Origin of the sequence: Halosimplex halophilum, assembly GCF_004698125.1 — an archaeon.
GTDB classification, from domain to species: Archaea; Halobacteriota; Halobacteria; order Halobacteriales; family Haloarculaceae; genus Halosimplex; species Halosimplex halophilum.
The window spans coordinates 463,389-482,103 of the sequence record NZ_SRHV01000005.1; the positions used below are offsets into that span (position 1 = coordinate 463,389).

16 protein-coding genes are annotated in these 18,715 nt (G+C 67.0%); 7 read left to right on the plus strand and 9 right to left on the minus strand.

Annotated features, from left to right (window positions below):
- Nucleotides 1–15 precede the first annotated feature (15 nt).
- Together E3328_RS18615 and E3328_RS18620 are read right to left on the minus strand one after the other, a co-directional pair.
- Entirely contained in the window at nucleotides 16–1,203 is a 1,188-nt protein-coding gene (locus E3328_RS18615; RefSeq protein ID WP_246023056.1) for an extracellular solute-binding protein, read from the minus strand.
- A gap of 327 nt (nucleotides 1,204–1,530) precedes the next feature.
- Nucleotides 1,531–2,697, minus strand: a complete 1,167-nt coding sequence (locus tag E3328_RS18620) for an ABC transporter ATP-binding protein (RefSeq protein ID WP_135366135.1) — start codon at nucleotides 2,695–2,697, stop codon at nucleotides 1,531–1,533.
- A 152-nt stretch (nucleotides 2,698–2,849) separates the two neighbouring features.
- On the opposite strand from E3328_RS18620, the gene E3328_RS18625 reads away from it, so the two are divergent.
- The 3 genes from E3328_RS18625 to E3328_RS18635 all read left to right on the plus strand — a co-directional run bounded on the left by E3328_RS18625 (nucleotide 2,850) and on the right by E3328_RS18635 (nucleotide 6,979).
- Nucleotides 2,850–4,445 carry a GMC family oxidoreductase gene (locus E3328_RS18625; protein WP_135366136.1) on the plus strand — a complete coding sequence of 532 codons (1,596 nt, stop codon included), beginning with the start codon at nucleotides 2,850–2,852 and terminating at the stop codon, nucleotides 4,443–4,445.
- 797 nt (nucleotides 4,446–5,242) lie between these two features.
- Nucleotides 5,243–6,103: a fumarylacetoacetate hydrolase family protein gene (locus E3328_RS18630; RefSeq protein ID WP_135366137.1), complete on the plus strand. Its 861-nt coding sequence runs from the start codon at nucleotides 5,243–5,245 to the stop codon at nucleotides 6,101–6,103.
- Between the two features lie 117 nt (nucleotides 6,104–6,220).
- On the plus strand, nucleotides 6,221–6,979 hold the full coding sequence (locus tag E3328_RS18635; protein ID WP_394345918.1) for an IclR family transcriptional regulator: 759 nt from the start codon (nucleotides 6,221–6,223) through the stop codon (nucleotides 6,977–6,979).
- A 94-nt stretch (nucleotides 6,980–7,073) separates the two neighbouring features.
- On the opposite strand, the gene E3328_RS18640 is transcribed toward E3328_RS18635, so the two are convergent.
- The gene (locus E3328_RS18640; RefSeq protein WP_135366139.1) at nucleotides 7,074–7,532 is read right to left on the minus strand and encodes a universal stress protein; all 459 of its coding nucleotides are present in this window, start codon (nucleotides 7,530–7,532) and stop codon (nucleotides 7,074–7,076) included.
- 83 nt (nucleotides 7,533–7,615) lie between these two features.
- Between E3328_RS18640 and E3328_RS18645 the strand changes: the two genes are divergently transcribed.
- Nucleotides 7,616–8,503: an NAD-dependent epimerase/dehydratase family protein gene (locus E3328_RS18645; protein WP_135366140.1), complete on the plus strand. Its 888-nt coding sequence runs from the start codon at nucleotides 7,616–7,618 to the stop codon at nucleotides 8,501–8,503.
- 55 nt (nucleotides 8,504–8,558) lie between these two features.
- On the opposite strand, the gene E3328_RS18650 is transcribed toward E3328_RS18645, so the two are convergent.
- Together E3328_RS18650 and E3328_RS18655 are read right to left on the minus strand one after the other, a co-directional pair.
- Complete coding sequence (locus tag E3328_RS18650) at nucleotides 8,559–9,515, minus strand: aldo/keto reductase (protein ID WP_135366141.1); 957 nt, start codon at nucleotides 9,513–9,515, stop codon at nucleotides 8,559–8,561.
- Nucleotides 9,516–9,581: 66 nt separating this feature from the next.
- Nucleotides 9,582–9,995, minus strand: a complete 414-nt coding sequence (locus E3328_RS18655; protein WP_135366142.1) for a cupin domain-containing protein — start codon at nucleotides 9,993–9,995, stop codon at nucleotides 9,582–9,584.
- Between the two features lie 142 nt (nucleotides 9,996–10,137).
- Here E3328_RS18655 and E3328_RS18660 point away from each other — a divergent pair, with 142 nt between their 5' ends.
- The gene (locus tag E3328_RS18660; protein ID WP_135366143.1) at nucleotides 10,138–10,971 is read left to right on the plus strand and encodes a phosphoenolpyruvate hydrolase family protein; all 834 of its coding nucleotides are present in this window, start codon (nucleotides 10,138–10,140) and stop codon (nucleotides 10,969–10,971) included.
- 1 nt (nucleotide 10,972) lies between these two features.
- A complete protein-coding gene (locus tag E3328_RS18665) occupies nucleotides 10,973–12,199 on the plus strand; it encodes a Tm-1-like ATP-binding domain-containing protein (RefSeq protein WP_135366144.1) in 1,227 nt (408 codons plus the stop codon).
- A gap of 57 nt (nucleotides 12,200–12,256) precedes the next feature.
- Here E3328_RS18665 and E3328_RS18670 read toward each other — a convergent pair whose 3' ends face one another.
- Nucleotides 12,257–14,920 carry a sugar-binding domain-containing protein gene (locus E3328_RS18670; protein WP_135366145.1) on the minus strand — a complete coding sequence of 888 codons (2,664 nt, stop codon included), beginning with the start codon at nucleotides 14,918–14,920 and terminating at the stop codon, nucleotides 12,257–12,259.
- A 793-nt stretch (nucleotides 14,921–15,713) separates the two neighbouring features.
- Complete coding sequence (locus E3328_RS18675; protein ID WP_135366146.1) at nucleotides 15,714–15,998, minus strand: hypothetical protein; 285 nt, start codon at nucleotides 15,996–15,998, stop codon at nucleotides 15,714–15,716.
- Nucleotides 15,999–16,179: 181 nt separating this feature from the next.
- On the opposite strand from E3328_RS18675, the gene dpsA reads away from it, so the two are divergent.
- Entirely contained in the window at nucleotides 16,180–16,725 is a 546-nt protein-coding gene (gene dpsA / locus E3328_RS18680) for a DNA starvation/stationary phase protection protein DpsA (protein WP_135366147.1), read from the plus strand.
- A gap of 177 nt (nucleotides 16,726–16,902) precedes the next feature.
- Here dpsA and E3328_RS22200 read toward each other — a convergent pair whose 3' ends face one another.
- Together E3328_RS22200 and E3328_RS18685 are read right to left on the minus strand one after the other, a co-directional pair.
- Entirely contained in the window at nucleotides 16,903–17,070 is a 168-nt protein-coding gene (locus E3328_RS22200) for a hypothetical protein (RefSeq protein ID WP_167837471.1), read from the minus strand.
- 109 nt (nucleotides 17,071–17,179) lie between these two features.
- On the minus strand, nucleotides 17,180–18,706 hold the full coding sequence (locus E3328_RS18685) for a sugar transferase (RefSeq protein WP_135366148.1): 1,527 nt from the start codon (nucleotides 18,704–18,706) through the stop codon (nucleotides 17,180–17,182).
- Nucleotides 18,707–18,715 lie beyond the last annotated feature (9 nt).

The window sequence follows — 18,715 nt, forward strand, 5'->3', positions numbered from 1 at the left end:
GTGGGGCCGGGGAAGTCAGTTCCCGATGGCGTTGTTGATCGTCTGTTCGGCTCCCTGGATGGCCTCGTCGGGCTCGGAGTTGTGCGCCCAGACGTCGACCAGCCAGCTCCAGTTGGACTCGTCGTTCGGGTCGCCCTGGGGCCACTGCGGGTGGAAGAAGTACTCCTCGGCCTCGGCCATCTCGAGGAACTTGCTGAGCGTCTTGTCGTAGATCTCCGCCTCTTCGAGTGCGCCGGACTCGTTTATCTCCCGACCGGCCGGCAGGTGGCCCGCCTCGGTTCCCCACTCGGGGTTCTGGGTGGTGATCCAGTTGGCCGCCTCGGCGGCCAGCCGGGTCTTCCGATCGTTTCGGTCGGCGCTCTGGGGCAGGATGACGGTGTGTCCGTCCGCCCAGGCGGCGTTTTGCTCGTGGCCGGGAGCGACGTAGGGCTTGAAAAAGCCCCACTCGAAGTCGTCGAGTTCGCGCATGACGTTGACGTACCAGGTCCCGTTCGTGACCATCCCGAGGTTCCCGTTCTGGAAGACGCGGTTCCCCCAGTTCTCCTCGGACGTCTGCTCGGCCCAGCCCCAGTCACCGGTCATGTCGTAGAACGTCTGGGTCATCTCCCGACCGACTTCGTTGTTGAACAGGGGCTCGCTGTAATCGTCGTTGAACAGTTCGCCGCCGGCCTGTTTGACCCAGCTACTCCAGGCGCGGTAGGAACCGACCCCGTCCTGGTAGGGCGTCGGCACCCAGGCGTGGTTGTCGGTCTCCGAGACGATCGCGTCGCCCGCGGCCTTGAACTCCTCCCAGTTGCTCGGCGGGCTCTCCGGGTCGAGACCCGCCTCCTCGAAGATGGTCTTGTTGTAGTAGATCCCGGCCGGGTGGAAGTCCATCGGCAGGGCCTGGGCCTCGCCGTTGATCGTGACCATGTCGCTGTGTGAGGCGAGGTACTGGTCCTCCAGACCGGCATCGAGGTGCTGCATCGGGTTCACGAGGACGTCGCTGAACCGTCGCAGCAGCGACCCATGCATGATCGCCATGTCGGGGGCCGCGTCGCCGGTCAGGGCCGTGAACAGCCTGTCGTAGTACTGGTCCCACGGGACGCGCTGGCGCCTGATACCGACGCCGTCGCCGAGCGGCCGTTCCTGGTTGAACTTGTCGATGATGCTCGACATCACGACGCCGTCGCCACCACCGAACAGCGTCCAGTACGTGAGCACCGTGTCGGCGTCCGGGGGCGTCGCCGACGGAGTTCCGGTCGTGGTTCCGCCACCGCCACCGCCGCCACCACCGCCACCGCCACCGCCACCGCCGCCACCGTCACCGCCGCCGCCACCGCTACAACCGGCTAGTCCCGCTGCACCAGTGATACCGACCGCCTTGATAAACTTACGGCGACGCCTGTTCACGCCATTGTCATCGGGTGACATAGAGAACGATATAGAACGACCACGTATAAGAATTTTGTATCTATTTATACATTTACGCCGCGGCGAAACGAGAACACGTGAGAGGGATCGAGGGCGATCGGACGGCGGGGAGCGCGGTCAGTCTTCGGCGGTCGCGACCGAACTCTCACCGGTGGCGGCGGCCTGCGTGGCCGGTTCGACATCCGCGAGGATGTTCTGACCGGTCTCCTCCCGGAAGAGGTGGAGGTTCGACTCGTCGAATCGAACCGTGATGTCGGTCCCCACCTCGGGCTTGACGTCGCCGGGGACGCGGACCCGACACTCGGCCCCGCCCATCGTGAGATAGAGGTAGTTGTCGCTGCCTATCGGCTCGCGGACGTCGAGGTGCGCCTGGATGGCGTTTTCCTCACCGTTGTCGGTCAGGTGGATGTTCTCCGGGCGGATACCGAGGATGAGTTCCTCCCCATCGCTGGCGTCTTCGCGAACCCGTTCCAGGTGCTGGTCCGAGAGGTGGTAGTCGAAGGCGTCGCCCTCGAGCGTGTTCCCGTTCAGCCGCACGTCGAACGTGTTCATCGACGGGCTGCCGACGAAGTCCGCGACGAACAGGTTCGCGGGCTCGTTGTAGATCTGCTCCGGCGTTCCGACCTGCTGTATCTGCCCGCTGTCCAGGACGACGATCCGGTCGGACATCGTCATCGCCTCCTCCTGGTCGTGGGTCACGTAGATCGAGGTCGTCCCGAGTTCCTCCTGGATGCGCTGGAGTTCCGTACGCATGTGGACGCGGAGCTTCGCGTCGAGGTTCGAGAGTGGCTCGTCGAACAGGAACACGTCGGGGTCGCGCACGATCGCCCGGCCGGTGGCGACGCGCTGTTGCTGGCCGCCCGAGAGGCTCCCCGGCTTCTTGTCCAGCTGGTCTTTGATCCCCATCATCTCGGCGGCCTCCTCGACGCGTTCGTCGACCTCCTCGTCCGAGAGATCCGAGGTCAGTTTCAGCCCGTAGGACATGTTCTTCCGGGCGGTCATGTGGGGGTACAGCGCGTAGTTCTGGAAGACCATCGCCACCCCCCTGTCCTGGGGCTGGACGTCGTTGATGACCCGGTCCCCGATCGTTATCGTCCCGTCGGTGATGCTCTCGAGTCCGGCGACCATCCGCAACAGCGTCGACTTCCCCGACCCCGACGGACCGACGATCGTCACGAACTCGCCGTCCTTGACGTCCAGGCTCACACCGTCGACGGCCAGTATCCGCCCCTCGTCGCTGTCCTCGTAGATCTTCGTCACGTCGTCGATGCTAACACTTGCCATATCGCTCCATTAGCCGGGACCTCTTAAAATATCTTTGGGCATCCGCCCACTCCCGGCGAAACAGTTAACACCACCATCCAGATATCGAAGGGTATGCGCTCCGAGAGAGCGACCGGTCGCGGGACCGCGGCGGCCGTGCGTCGAGGTGGACAGTGACCGGGCCGCGGACGCCGTCCGACCGCGTCGACGTCTGTATCGTCGGGTCGGGCCCCGCCGGCGCTGTCACCGCCGCCGCACTCGCCGAGCGCGGCCACGAGGTGATCGTCCTCGAGGCAGGCCCGCGGTTCGATTTCGCCGACCGACAGCACCGGATGGAGCGCCACCTGCGCCCCGCACACGGCTGGACCGACGTCTGGGACATGGGCGGACCGCGGGACGCCTACACGTCGAGCGGCCCCGTCGACTACCCCCTGAACACGACCCGCGTGAAAGGCGTCGGCGGGACAACGCTGCACTGGCTGGGACTCACGCCCCGCTTTCACGAGAAGGACTTCGAGATGGAGAGCCGCTACGGGCTCGCGACCGACTGGCCGATCGCCTACGACGACCTGCGGCCCTACTACGCCGAGGCGGAGACCCAGATGGGCGTCGCCGGCGCCGAGGACAACCCCTTCGCCCCACCCCGCGAGGAATCGTTTCCCATGGAGCGGTTCCCCCCGAGCTACTCGGACTCGCTGTTCGCCGAAGCCTGCGAGGAACTCGACATCGCGGTCCACTCGGTGCCCCAGGCGCGCAACAGCGAACCGTACGACGGCCGGTCGGCTTGCCAGGGCTGGGGCACCTGCGCGCCGGTCTGTCCCTCGGGTGCGAAGTACGACGCGACCGTTCACGTCCGGAAAGCCGAGCAAGCGGGCACACGGGTCATCGACCGGGCGCCGGTCCAGCGGCTCGAACACGATTCGGAGGGCGAGCGCGTCGAGGCCGCCGTCTACGCCACCCCCGACGGGACGGAACACCGCCAGGAGGCTCGCCAGTTCGTCGTCGCCTGTGGCGGCATCGAGACGCCGCGTCTGTTGCTGCTCTCGCAGTCCGAGACGTACCCCGACGGGCTGGCCAACTCCTCGGGAGCGGTCGGTCGCTACCTGATGGAACATGCCTTCGCGGGCACGAACGGGCTCCTGCTGGAGCGGACCGAACAGCACGAGACCGGGTTCATCACCAGCGAGTCCCACCAGTTCTACGACCACGAGGACTCGACCCCGGGAAGCGTCAAACTCGAGTTCTTCAACTACGCCGGCCCGTCGCCGCTGGATATCGCGCTCGGGGACGGGCGGTGGGGTACGGACCTCTTGGAGGCCGTCGACTTCGAGTTCGGCAACCGCCTGCAGATAGGCGCCCTCGTCGAACAGTTGCCCGACCCGACCAACCGCGTCACGCTCGACACCGACGAGACCGACGACCACGGCAACCCCGTCCCGGACGTCTCCTGGGGCGTCGGTAACCACGCCATCGCGGCGATGGAGCACGCCCAGGAGATTCAGCGACGAATCCTCACCACGATGGGCGCGCGTGTCACCGGACAGACCGATGTCCACGACCCCGGCCCGGCACGCCACCCGATGGGGACGACCCGGATGGGGACCGACCCTGCCGAGAGTGTCGTCGACACACGGCTTCGGACACACGACCTCGAAAACCTCTCGATCGCCTCCAGCAGCGTCTTCCCGACCGGCGGCGCGATGAATCCGACACTCACCATCGTCACGCTCGCGCTCAAAGCGGTCGAACACATCGACGCGGACCTGTAGGGGCGAGGCCCACGGCGTCGCCCGGAGAGTCGCGGACGGACCGAAGCAGCTCGGGCGCCCAGCTACCGCGCAGGTGCGGGTCTCACTGGGTGGAGATGCCCGTAACCCTTGCGGGCCCGGCGTCTATGGGTGGGTTCTTGCCGTCGACAGACACGTCGAGAGTTCGGATTCGAGACGGTCGCTACCCGCTTCCGGACGTCGTCCGCGTCTAGCCTGCGAGTCCACCCGCCGCCGATACTGTCCCGGGCCGACCGGTCGGTGGCCGCCAGCTGTCGGCACGTACTGACGCTCAGCGGTATTTCGCCGCCACGTCCGGAGATCGCTGGGGTGTGTCCGTCGGTGATGACGTACTCCCGAAGTCTGGTTCCGACACTATCGGAACTGGTGTGCCACGAGTTCCCACCACGACCGATCAGGCGTCCGGTGTAATTCGGCGTATTTCAGAAATATAATCGAATATACTTGACAATTTCTGTATGTATCTCGATCGTCTGTGATGGACTGTCGCAAACGTACTATCCCGGTTTTGTAGATTCCTGTCACAGACCATTATTCATTAAGGAGCTTCTACATTACGATCTTATGACTGTAATCGACTGCCACCGATTTGGTCGCCATCACCGAGCGACAGTAAGTTCGACTATCTCGGAACGGACCTCGTTGCACAGAACGAACGTGTCTTCCCGGCGGCGGCATCGGATCCGCAGACGGGATTTCGGCGGCGGCGAACGTCGGCCGGCAATGCCGGAGACGCGGCAAACTATTTATTCCGGACAGCAGATATCGAAGGTGGACGTATGAGATATTTCCAGACCAGCGACGGGAGGGGGCGGGCTGTCGTCGTCGAGCGGGACGACGAGCTGTTCGACCTGAGCGAGACCGAGGCGCGGATCGACTCGTTCCGGGAATTCGCGCGGGCCGCGGCGATCGCAGACCGCTCGCTGGCCGACCTGACGGCCGCGCTGTGTGAAGAAGCGCCCGCGGTCGAGCGGGCCGGAGTCCGGAGCGACCTGCTGATGCCGGTCCGACCGGACGAGATCTGGGGGGCCGGCGTGACCTACGCCATCAGCCAGGAGGACCGCCAGGCGGAGGGCGGGCTCGGCGAGACGTACCTGGATGCCTACGAGGCCGAGCGCCCGGAAGTGTACTTCAAGGCGACGCCCACGCGGACGGTCGGCCCCGGGGAGGCCGTCGGCATCAGGGGCGACTCCGAGTGGAACGTCCCGGAGCCGGAACTGTCCCTCGTCCTGCTCGACGGCGAAATCGTCGGCTACACCGTCGGCAACGACATGTGCAGCCGCGAGATCGAACGCGAGAACCTGCTGTATCTCCCCCAGAGCAAGATCTACGACCGGAGCTGTGCGGTCGGCCCCGCCGTCGCGCTCGTCGACGACCCGCACGACCTGGAGATGTCGATGACCATCGAACGTGACGGCGAGACGGTGTTCGCCGACTCGACCTCGACCGGGGAGATGGTCCGCACCTGCGAGGAGCTGGCCTCGTACTTCAGACGGCACAACTACGTGCCCGAACTGACCGTACTGCTCACCGGCACCTCCATCATCCCGCCGACCGACGTGACGCTCCACGAGGGCGATACGGTGGCGATCACCATCGAGGACATCGGGACGCTCGAAAACAAGGTCGTCGAAGTCTGACGCCCGCGCTTGTCGGCCCCGGACGGCGTTCCTCCTTGTCCATGCCGACTCGGACGGCACGTGTCCGATATAGCCGGAACTATTAATAGCATCGGATTCGACTTCCCAGATATGGACGTGCGCCGTGAGCCGAAGATACGCTCTACTGCGGTGAGCTTCCGTATCTTCGACAAGATCAGGGACCACGACGGGCTGACGCTGACCGAACTCGTCGAGGAACTGGACAGGCCGACGAGCACGGTCCACGACCACCTGCAGACGCTGACGGACCTGGGGTATCTGGTACGGGAGGGCGACGAGTACGTGGTCAGCATGAAATTTCTGGATCTGGGCGGGTACGCTCGCTCGCGCTCGCGCCTGTGTCGGATCGCGGAGTCGGAGATCCGGGACCTCGCGCTGGACGCCGGCGACCACGCGAACCTCATGGTCGAGGAGCACGGCCTCGGGGTGTTTCTGCTCAAGCGGAAGGGCGACGAGGCGCTCCCGCTCGACACGTACGAGGGCAAGCGCGTCCCGCTCCACACCACGGCGCTGGGGAAGTCGATGCTCGCCTACATGGACGACGAGCGGGTCGACGGCATCATCGAGCGCCACGGCCTCCCGGAGGCGACCGAGCACACGATCACCGACGAGGACGAACTGCGGACGGAACTGGAGGCGATCCGCGAGCAGGGCTACGCCACCGACGACGAGGAGCGACTCGAGGGGATCCGCTGCGTCGCCGCGCCCATTCGGACGGCCGACGACGAGGTGGTCGGCGCCGTCAGCGTCTCGGGGATCAAAAGCCGGATGCGGGGCGACCACTTCCACGAGCGCGTCCCCCAGAAGGTCCTGAGCACCGTGAATGTCATCGAGGTCAACATGCGCCACCAGTAGCCCGTCGCCAGTTCACCGGAGCCGGTCCCCAACGGCCCGGAAGGAGGTATCCACGGCGGACGCCGCGCTGGCAAGACCGGAACGCGGGCGCCGATCAGCGGTCGTCCGAGCGGACGAAGGTCACGGGACAGGACGCGTCGAGCATGACCGACTGGGCGGTCGAGCCGAAGACGGCCTTCCCGGTCGGCGACCGTTTGCGACCGCCGATGAGGATCCGGTCGGCGTCGATCTCCTCGGCGACTTCCGTGATCCGCTCGGCGGCGTCGCCGACCGCCCCGAGCACCTCGTAGTCGACGCCGGCGTCGTCGAGCTGGGAAGTCACTTCCTGAACGTAGGCGAGACGCCGAGCCACCGCCTCCGGCGTGACCCCCTCGCCGTCGCGGTCGAAGTCCAGTCGGTCGATGGCGTTGTCCAGCCCGGACTCGGTGAACACGTGCAGGACCGAGACGGTCGCGCCGGTCGGCCCGGCGACCGCGACCGCCTCCGCGACGAGCCGGTCGGCGCGGTCGCTGTCGTCCAGTCCGACGGGTAACAGGACTGATTCGATCGGCATACTGCCTATACCGTTTCGTCCGATCCCATATAAAATGACGGTGTGATCGGGGGTCTTAGGTGAGGGCGGTTCCACGTGCTCGTATGTCCGAGACAGTCGTCGTCACCGGCGCGCTCGGCGGCGCCGGAAGCTGGGTCGTCGAGGAACTCCGTTCCGACTACGAGGTGGTCGCGGTCGACCTGTCGCTCCCGGAGACGACCGGGGTCGATGGCGTCGACTTCCGGGCCGTCGACCTGACCGAGCAGGGGCCGGCCTGGGAGACGATCGTCGACGCGGACCCGACCGCAGTCGTCCACTTCGGCAACATCCCCCACGAGGAGGACAACGCCGGCGGCGACGTGTACGAGAACAACGTCCTGAGCACGTATCACACGCTGGAGGCGGCCGGCCGCGCGGGCGCCGACGTGGTCTGGGCCTCCAGCGAGACGGTGTACGGGACCCACTGGACGGAACCGGAACTCCCCGACTACCTCCCCGTCGACGTGGAACACCCGGTGCGACCCTGGAACGGCTACGAGACGTCGAAACTCGCGGGCGAGGCCGCGGCCGAGCGCGTCGTCAACCGGTTCGGTGTCTCGGTCGCCTCGATCCGTCCCTCGTGGATCCAGTACCCCGGGCGCTACCAGATCACCGCTATCCGCGAGGCGTTCGACTTCGAGAGCGCGGGCCGGTTCGGCAACCTCTGGTCGTACGTCGACATCCGCGACGTGGTGTCGCTCGTCACGGCCGCGCTCGACGCCGACTTCGAGGGCCACGAGGTGTTCAACGCCTTCGCCGCGGACAACTTCCTCGGCGTCGACACCGCGGCCGCGGTCGAGGCCGGCTTCGGCGACCTACCGGCCGACTGCGACCTCGACGGCGACGAGTCGGCGTTCTCGACGGCCCACGCGAGGGACCTGCTCGGCTGGGAGCCGACCCACTCCTGGGAGACCGCCGAGGACGAGTCCGTCGAGGGCCCGTCGTTCGCCTGACCCAGCGCAGACGCCGGCGGCCGTACTCGCCTCGTCTTCGCGGTGAGCGGGACCGCTACTGCAGCCCGCCGAGCGTCTCGATGCTGTTCAGCCGTTCCATCTCGGCGTCGGTCAGCTCCAGTTCCAGCGCCGCGAGGTTCTCCTCGAGCTGTTCGACGGAGCTACAGCCGACGACCGGGATCGTCGGCGGGTCGCGCTGGGTCAGCCACGCGAGGACGACCTGGTTGCCCGAGGCATCCTTGCGCTCGGCGATGTCCTGTACTGCCTCCATCTTCAGGCGGTTCTCCGTGGTGACGTATCCTTCGGGGATCCGGCGGTCGTCGCGGCCGTAACAGCCCCCCAGGAGCGGCGAGTACGGCAGCATCGTCAGGTCGTGGTCGTCGCAGTACGTGACGAGTTCGTCGGTGGCCGGTCGCTGCGGTGCGAAGTCCGCGTTCCGGTGGGGAACGAGATACGAGAAGCGCGGCTGGACGCAACTGAATTTCGTCAACCCGCGCTCCTCGGCGAGCGTGTTCGCGCGGGCGAGGCGCCACCCGTGGTAGTTGCTGGCGCCGACGTGGCGGACTTTGCCCGACTCGACCAGCCGGTCGAAGGCCTCCATTGTCTCCGCGAGGGGCGTCTCGCGGTCGTCGACGTGGGCGTACAGCAGGTCGACGTAGTCGGTGCCGAGTCGGTCGAGGCTCTTCTCGACTTCCCGCTCGATCAGGTCGGGCTCCAGCGACTGCGGAACCTCCCCGTAGTCGAACCCGACCTTGGTAGCGAGGAACAGTTCGTCGCGATTGCCGCGGTCGGCCATCCACTCGCCGAGGAACGGCTCGCTCGCGGGCTCGTCGTGACCGTCGACCCACGTCGCGTAGATGTTGGCCGTGTCGAGGAATCGCCCGCCCGCCTCGTAGTAGCGGTCGAGGATCGCCCGCGAGGTCTCCGGGTCGGTCCGGCTGCCGAAGTACATCGCGCCGAGACAGACCGGACTGACCGTCTCTCCGGTCGTTCCGAGCGGGAGTTCGTCCATATCGGTCTCTCGGTGTCGCGGACAAAAGCACTGGTGGTCCGACCGGTCGATCCCACAGCGACCGGATCAGTCGTCTCGCGTCGGCGCCTCGCCGGGCGGAACGATCTCCGACTCCGGTGCCTCGGCGAGTTCGGCTTCGGGCCCCGGCGGCGCGTAGACGGCGAGCAGTTGTAGCGGTTCCCAGCCGGTGTTGAACGTCCCGTGTTCGACGCCCTCCGGAATGAACACCATCTCGCCGGTGCTGATCTCCCGCGTGTCACCGTCGACGGTCTGCTCGCCCTCTCCCTTGATGACGTAGAGGATCTCGTCGCTGTCGGGGTGAGTGTGCAGGTCGTGGCCCTTCCCCGGTTCGAGGTTGACGACGCCGGCGCTGAACCGCTCGCAGTCGTTCACCTCGGGCGAGGCCATCCACTTGAGTTTCCCCCAGTCGAACAGTTGCGTCGGCACGCCGTCACCCTGAACGAAGTTCTCGTCTGCCATGGGTACACGTCGGTCATGTCTCGTCAGCGCATTAACTGTATCCCACCGCCTCGCGACTCGGGACTCCTCGCTCACTGTGGTCGCTGCGGGGGCCCCGGCCGAGGGGATGGGTTTGAAGACCCGAGCGTGAGATGTCAACCACATGGAGTTCACACGCGAGGAAACACTCGATCGACTCGAACGGACAGTCGCGGACGGGGACCCGGTCATCGGGGCCGGCGCCGGCACGGGGATCTCGGCGAAGTTCGCCGAGCGCGGCGGGGTCGACCTGCTGATAATCTACAACTCCGGCCGCTACCGGATGAACGGTCGGGGGTCGCTCGCGGGGCTGCTCCCCTACGGCGACGCCAACGAGATCGTGGTCGAGATGGGCCACGAGGTGCTGCCGGTGGTCGAGGACACGCCGGTCCTCGCGGGGGTCAACGGGACCGACCCGTTCCGGCAGATGGACGTGTTCATCGAGGACCTCAGGCGCCGCGGGTTCTCGGGCGTCCAGAACTTCCCGACGGTCGGACTCATCGACGAGGACAGCGGGTTCCGGCAGAACCTGGAGGAGACCGGGATGGGCTACGACAAGGAGATCGAGATGATCAGCGAGGCGGCCGACCAGGGGATGCTCACCTGCCCGTACGTGTTCAGCGAGGAGCAGGCGCGGCGGATGACCGAGGCGGGCGCCGACGTGATCGTCTCGCACATGGGGCTGACGACCTCGGGGGACATCGGCGCGGAGACGGCGCTGGACCTCGACGAGGCGGCCGAGCGGGTGCAGGCCCACCACGACGCCGCGAAGGAGGTCGACGAGGACGTCATGGTGATCTGCCACGGCGGGCCGATCGCCTGGCCGGACGACGCCGAGTACGTCCTGCACAACACCGAGGGCGTCGTCGGCTTCTTCGGCGCCTCCAGCATCGAGCGCCTCCCGACCGAGGGGGCCATCCAGGAACAGGCCCGCGAGTTCAAGGACATCGAATTCTGAGATGAGCGTCGTCATCGTCGGGACGCTGGACACGAAAGCGGAAGAGATCGGCTTCGCCAGAGACGTGATCGCCGCGCAGGGCGTCGACGTCCACGTCGTCGACGTCGGCGTGATGGGCGAACCGGGCTTCGACCCGGACACCGCCGCGGGCGAGGTGGCCGAGGCGGCGGGCACGACGCTCGAATCCCTGCGCGAGGAGGGCGAGCGCGGCGAAGCGATGGAAGCGATGGGCGAGGGGGCGGCCGCAATCGCACAGCGACTGCACGAGGAGGGAACCCTCAAGGGCGTGCTCGGACTCGGCGGGTCGGGCAACACCTCTATCGCGACGACGGCGATGCGCGCCCTGCCAGTGGGGGTTCCGAAGCTCATGGTGTCGACGATGGCCTCGGGCGACACCGAGCCCTACGTCGGCGCGAAAGACGTGACGATGATGTACTCCGTCGCGGACATCGAGGGGCTCAATCGACTCTCGCGGCGAGTGATCGCCAACGCCGCGCTGGCGATGGTCGGTATGGTGACCAACGACGCCGACGTGGACGTGGACGAGCGGCCGACGGTCGCGCTCACGATGTTCGGCGTGACGACGCCCTGCGTCCAGACCGCCCGAGAGTGGCTCGAAGAGCGGGGCTACGAGACGATCGTCTTCCACGCGACGGGGACCGGCGGCCGCGCGATGGAGGCGTTGATCCGACAGGGCGTCGTCGACGGCGTCCTCGACGTCACGACGACGGAGTGGGCGGACGAACTCGTCGGGGGCGTCCTCGCCGCCGGCGAGGACCGCCTCGACGCCGCCGCCGAGACGGGAGTCCCGCAGGTCGTCTCGGTCGGCGCGCTCGACATGGTGAACTTCGGCCCGCGGGACTCAGTCCCGGAGGAGTTCGAGGGGCGGCAGTTCCATATCCACAACCCGCAGGTGACGCTGATGCGGACGACGCCCGAGGAGAACGCGCAACTCGGTGAAATCGTCGCCGGGAAGCTGAACGACGCGACCGGGCCGACGGCGCTGGCGCTCCCGCTGGGCGGCGTGTCGATGCTCGACACCGAGGGCGAGGACTTCCACGACCCCGACGCCGACGCGGCGCTGTTCGACGCGCTCCGGGACAACCTAGACGACGATGTCGAACTGATCGAGTACGACGGGAACATCAACGACGACGCGTTCGCCGAGCGGATCGCGGCGACGCTCGACGAGTACATGCGCGAGGCGGGCGTCGGCCCGTCCGAGTGATCCGGCGTCAGCGGGAGCGCGGTCGACCCGGCCCGCCGTCGGATCCGCTCTGCGGTGCTACAGCTCTCTCAGGAGCCGGTCGACCAGCGCCGTCGCGGTCGGGTGTTCGCCGTAGCGGTCGGTGACGCGGAACGTGCAGGAACAGAGCCGGCCGTCACCGCGGTCGCGGACCACGAGTGGACTGCCCCAGTTGGCGATCCAGCCCTCGACAGACCCGACGTGGATCTCGTCGGCCGACGGATCCAGATCTTCGACTAGGTCGTGGGGGAAGAGATCCTCGAACGCCCAGCCGACGCGGGTGTCGGAACACAGGTCGCCGACGAGGTCGCTGTCCTGGTAGAGCAGCGACGAGACGAGGTTCCAGCTCTCGCCCGCGGGGAGGTTCCGGTAGTCGAAGGCGTCGGACTCGGCCATCCGCCCGCCGGGTTCGGGGACGACCAGCGCCGCGCCGCCCGCCTCGACGAACTCGGAGACCGCCGCGTCGACCGCGGTGACTGCGGCCACGTCGGCCTCGTCGAGGTCGTCGGTAACGTCGACGCCCCCGGTTTCCAGTGCAGCGGCCAGCGGTTCGTCCGCGTAGACCGTCCGGTCGGGCGTTTCGCTCTCCGCGACGAACACCGGTTCCTCGTTCGCGACGTCCCGGTCATCAGTCTCGAAGGTCACGTCGAGCGTGTGAGCGCCACTCCCGGCATCCGCACCGGGGGATAGCGTGATCGCCCCCTCGACGGTCGTCGTCCCGAAGCCGTCGACGGTGACCGACTGCGATCCCTCCGCTCCGGGACCCCTCCACCGGAGTTCGCCCTCCAGCGTCTCGGTCGTGTCGTTGACGATGCGGAGGGTGACAGCCACCTCGTCGCCGGGCGCGAGGACGTGCGTCCCGGGGTCGATCGCGACCAGTACCTCGCCGTTGACGGTGGCGAACTCGTCGGCGAGGTTTTCCTTCGGGTCGCGGAGGTAGTCGAGAACCCCGTTGAACTCCCACTCGATGTCGGAAAACTCGGTGACGACGTAGCCCGCGACGGCCTCGTGGGTCCGCATCTCCTCGATGACGCCACGGAGCGAGACAGCCTCCCGGCGCTGCCACGCTTCCGCGAGGTCGTCGTAGTCGTCGAAGACGTCCGGGAGGTCGGTCGCTTCGTAGCGCTCGTCGACGCCCTCGGGCCGCTTGAGCGGGTCCTCGAGGAAGTCGTGGGAGAACCACGACGGGTCGCCGCCGTAGTGCTCGCGGAGTTTTGGGAGGTCCGGGAAGCCCCACGTCCCGAATTCGGAGATGAGGATGGGCGCGTCTTCGGCCGGCGTGTTCTCGGTCGCGTAGTTGTCCCCGGGATTCGCCGCGATCTCGTCGAGGGCATCTGCCCACGGTTCCGCGCGGTCGGGACTGACGTAGTACTCGTGGTAGTCGTTGAGGTCGGTGGCGACGTGGGCCCACCCGGAGTTGTCACAGACGAGCCGCGTCGGGTCCCACTCCTTGGCCTCGTGGAAGAGTTCGGTCAGGTAGTCCTGTTTCTCTTCGTCGTTCCAGAGGCGCCCGTCGTGCATGGAGTAGTCCTCCTGGTCGAGGCCGATCCCCCACTCCTCGTTGTAGAGGCTCCAGGCGACGACGCTCGGGCTGTTGTAGTCGCGGTCGATCAGCCCGCGTGCCTGCTCGCGGACCTCCCGCTTCGAGCGCTCGGAGTAGACCGTCGGGTTCGCGGGCTCCTGCCAGACGAGGATGCCGAGGCGGTCGGCGGCCTCGACGAAGTCGGGGTGAGCCGGCTTGATGTGTTTGCGGAGCATGTTGAACCCGAGTTCCTTCGCGGTCCGGATCTCGTACTCGAAGAGGTCGTCGTCGAAGGGTCGATAGAGCGTGTCCGGGTAGTACGCCTGGTCGAGCGCGCCGCGAACGTACAGCGGCTCGCCGTTGAGGTAGAGCCGGTCGCCGTCGGCGTCGACGCTGCGCATCCCGAAGTACGTCTCCGTGGCGTCGATCGGCTCGTCGCCGTCCCGCAACTCGACGCGCACGTCGTACAGCGCCGGGTCGTCCGGCGTCCAGTAGTCGGCGTCGGGGATCGAGACCTCGCAGACGCCCTCGCCATCGCCGATTTCGCAGGTCCCCGTTGCCACTTCGTCGCCCTCGCGGGAGACGATGATCGCGGCGTCGAGGTCGCCGGCGTCCCCGTCGACCGTCACGTCCACTCGCGCGGTGTCGTCGTCGAGGTCCGGCGTGACGCGCACGTCCTCGACGAACCGTTCGGGGCGGGCTTCGAGGGTGACCGACTGCCAGATGCCGCTGATCCGGGTGTACCACGGCGCGCCCTGCTTGCCGTGGGGGATCTCGGAGAGGTCCGCGGGGTCGGTCACCTCGACGGCGACGACGCTCTCGCCGGGCGAGAGGGCGTCGGTCACCTCCACTTCGAAGGGGAGGTACCCGTCGCGGTGCGTGCCGACCTGCTGGCCGTCGACGGAGACGGTCGCCTCGTAGTCGACGGCGCCGAACCGCAGGAAAACGCGGTCGCCGGTCCCGTCGTACTCGAACGTCCGGCGGTACCACGCCGTCCCCGTGTACTCGCGATAGCTGGCCGCTTCTTGCCAGGCGTGCGGGACGGTCACGCGCTGGGCGTCCGACCAGTCCGCCGCCGGGTCCGCGAGCGCGCGCTCCTCGCTGTCGTCGGGTTCGGGCAGGAACAGCCACTCGCCGTCGAGCGCTTCCGTGACCCGCCACTCGTCGTTCGCTGACTCCATGGCCCTCCCGTTGCGCCCGACGGGGCAAAATACTACCGTCCGTTTCGGTCGGACGCGCCCGCCGGCGGGACGACGGCGCTGCTGTTCGCGCCCGTCCCTGCGGGCGACAGCGCTACCTACACCGCGCGACTAGAAGCCGTTCGGATCGACGAGGCCGCGCTCGTCGGAACCCACAACTAAAACAAGAATCACATAACTACATACTGTCTATTACGCAATATCATATATTTTATTATGTTTAGTGCCAGAATCGAACGGTCGTAGCGATCTCGTGAAGCTTACGATGCGTTCAGGGACCGGAAGACGTCTGATTCTGCAGTTAGATGGGATATAATCCGATTTTTGCCGGGTTTCGACAGATACGACACCACAGACATCACGGATCGGATGGATCGGCGGCAGCGATCGATCGGCACTACTCGCCGGCGGATCAGACCGTGCCCCAGCAACTACAGAAACTTCTGTATAGGCCGACAGCGGCCGTGATAGCCGATTCTAATAGTTTCGAGCTGTCGGACACCTTACCGGATCCGCTGCGGGCAAGCTTCGGAAGGGAGCATTCCGAACTATCGGCTTTCCGCCGATAATATCAATTCTTACTGTATTATTAGAATCTGTGGTAAATGCGATATCCGATGCTGTGGCCGCACTCGATATCGGACAGTTGTACACGACCGTTGGTCCCTGATCGATCACTCCCGACGCGGTGCTCGGTAGAACGGGTCACGGCTCCCACCAGCCGGTCCGTCGTCGGCCCTAACTCGAGTGCGGGTCGGTCACCATCGAAGCGCGGCTACCCGATCCCGACCTCAAGCGAACTCCCGTCGTCGAACTGGAGCGTGACGACGAGGTCGGCCTCCGGGCTCGCGGGGCCGACGAACTCGCCAACGCCGAGGTCGCCGCTCCCGGTGATATCGCGGAGGGCGACCTCGAACTCGCAGGACACTTCAGTCGGGACCGACGAGCCGCCGATCGTCGTGTCCTGTTCGTCGTACTCCCGGTCGGCGAGGTCGTTCCCCGTCCGTACCGAGATCCCGGTGACCGTGACCGACCGGTCCGCGCTGAGCGAGAAGGTCACCTCGCGGCCGCGGTTCTGCCCGCCGATGTTCGCGCTGTCGACGGTCCCGCCGACGGTCCCGACCGCGGTCGGTCGCGGCCGACCGGACCCCCGATCCCCCGACGGCGCCGGTTTAGGTCGTCCGAAAAATGTCTGGATCTTGAAAAGTTATAAGTGGTTCAGGCGCGTAGCACCGAGTGCAATGAGCACCCAGAAGACCGTTCGACAGGAGGCTGGGACAGTCGGCGAGAACCCGGTTCGCCTCGACGAGGAGAAGGCCGAGCAGGTCATCGAGGCGCTGAACGCGGACCTGGCCGACGCGTACGTGCTGTACCACCAGCTCCACAAGCATCACTGGAACGTCGAGGGCGCGGAGTTCCGCGACATCCACGTGTGGCTGCAGGAGGCCTACGAGGACGTCGAGGAGGCCGCCGACGAACTCGCCGAGCGACTGCAGGCGCTGGGGGGCGTCCCGCACGCGAGCATGACCGCGCTCTCCGAGAACGCCACCGTCGAGCCGGAGGACGAGGACGTCTACGACATCCGGACCTCCTTCGAGAACGACCTCGAGATGTACGGCGACATCATCGAGAGCTACCGCGAGCACATCGAGCTCGCCGAGGGCCTCGGCGACCACGCCACCGCCGAGATGCTCCGCGAGCAGCTCGAGGACCTCGAGGAACACGCCCACGTCATCGACCACTACCTCGAGGACGACACCCTCGTCACCGACGCCGCGATGGACTGACCGGGTTTCGGATACCCACCGTTCGTAGAAGCCGTTTTTTCGTCGATCCGTCCGGGAGCGCCCGCTCCGTCCCGTCTCCGGAGCGAGTCACCCACTGCAGGTCGGTCCGCCCTCCGGAACAGGTCCACACTCTGGAGGTCGGTCCGCACTCGGGAGGGGGTTCCGTGCCTGCGGTCGCTACTGGGTCACGTCGACCGTCAGGTCGCTGGCGATCCACCCGTCGGTGTTGCCCGATTCGATGAACACCGAGGTCCCGGGCCCGCCCTCGCAGACGGAGATCTCGGGCCGTTCGCGCGATTCCACGTCGGGCGTGGCGGCGACGTGCGACTGAGTACCGGCGGCCATTACGAGCGTTTAGGCATACCTAAAAGATAAAGGGTGCGGTTTCGTGTGGCGGTACCACGCGGAGGGCGGTCGGCCGCGCGCTCGCCGGAGGGGCCTCGACGCACGTTCGTCACCGCGTGTCCGCGCCGCGGCGGTCGGCGAGCCACCGGCGGGCGAGCCCGACGGAGTCGGTGACCACCATCCAGACCTGCCGGACGACGATCTTCACGTCGAACCAGAACGACTGGTTGCGGATGTAGGTGAGGTCGTACTGGAGCTTCGCGCGGGAGTTCTCGCTGGAGACCTCGTTGATCTGGGCCAGCCCGGTCAGCCCGGGCTTGACGAACCACCGCTTCTTCCAGGTGTCCATCTCGTTCTGGAGGAACTCCTCCTCGGCCGTCCAGGCGGCGCGGGGGCCGACGACGCTCATCTGCCCGGTGAAGATGGCCCACAGCTGGGGCAGCTCGTCGAGGTGCGTCCGCCGGAGGAACCGTCCGACGCGGGTGACCCTGTCCTGTTCCTCCCCCGGGGCCGCCCGCTCGCCCTCGGGGCGCATGCTCCGGAACTTGTAGACGGGGAAGGTGTCGCCGAACTGCGTGGTGCGCTCCTGCCGGTAGAAGACCGGGCCCGGACTGTCGAGCTTGATCGCGACCGCGATGGGGACGAACACGACGGCGAGGACGACCATCCCGACGGTCGCGAAGGCCAGGTCGAACAGCCGCTTTGTCAGGCGGTTCTGCAGGTCCAGCGGCTCCATGTTGATCCCGATGAGCCGCTTGGTCCGCTCGGCGGAGATGGCGCCCTCCTCCTTGACGAGGACGCTCTCGTTGTGCTCGTTGAGGATCTCCACGTTCACGTCGTGGTCGTGGCAGGTCTCCAGCACGCCGAAAAACTCCGCCCGGTCGGTCTGGGGCAGGGCGGGGATCACCGTCTCGACGTTCGACCGCTGGAGGATGTCGTCCAGCCGCGAGAGGCCGCCGAGACACTCGTACTGGGTCAGCTTCTCCGGGATCCCGGCGTGACCGCCGTCGGCGTCGACCCCCTCCGCCGAGACGGGGTCGCGGGCGTCCGTCGGCGAGTAGGCGTACCCGACGACCGGTTCGGCCGCCGCCTGGACCGCCGCCTCGATGCGCTTGGGGTTGTTGCCGACGACCAGCGTCCCGCCGCCCCGCTTGAGCTGCCAGTGCTGCAGGGCGGCGAACCAGAGCGGGAGGGCGACCGACAGGACCCCGACGGTCGACAGCAGTACCACCCGCGGCAGTCGCAGCGTGTAGTCGAAGTAGCCGACCGTGGCGAGCGCCGCCGTCACCACCAGCAGCGAGCGGACCGTCCCCGTCACCGTGTCGAGGATCCGCCGCGGCTGGGGCTTGCACAGCGGCAGCACGGCCACGACCGTCACGACGCCCGTCAGCGCGAGCATCGTCGGCAGGTCCCCGCTGTGGCCGCCGATGTCGCTGGCGTGCCAGAGCAGCGCGTGGCGGTCGAACACGCCGTGGGCCTCCGCGAGTCCGACGGCCGTGAGCGTCAGCGCCGTGATCCCGACCAGCCCCGCGCCCGAGAGAAACCGATAGACGTTTTTCGGATCCCGGGTCGAGTCACTACCGAGCAGCGACGCGCGGGAGCGCGACTCCGTGTTCGACCCGGTGTCCGCGGCCATCGAGATGGT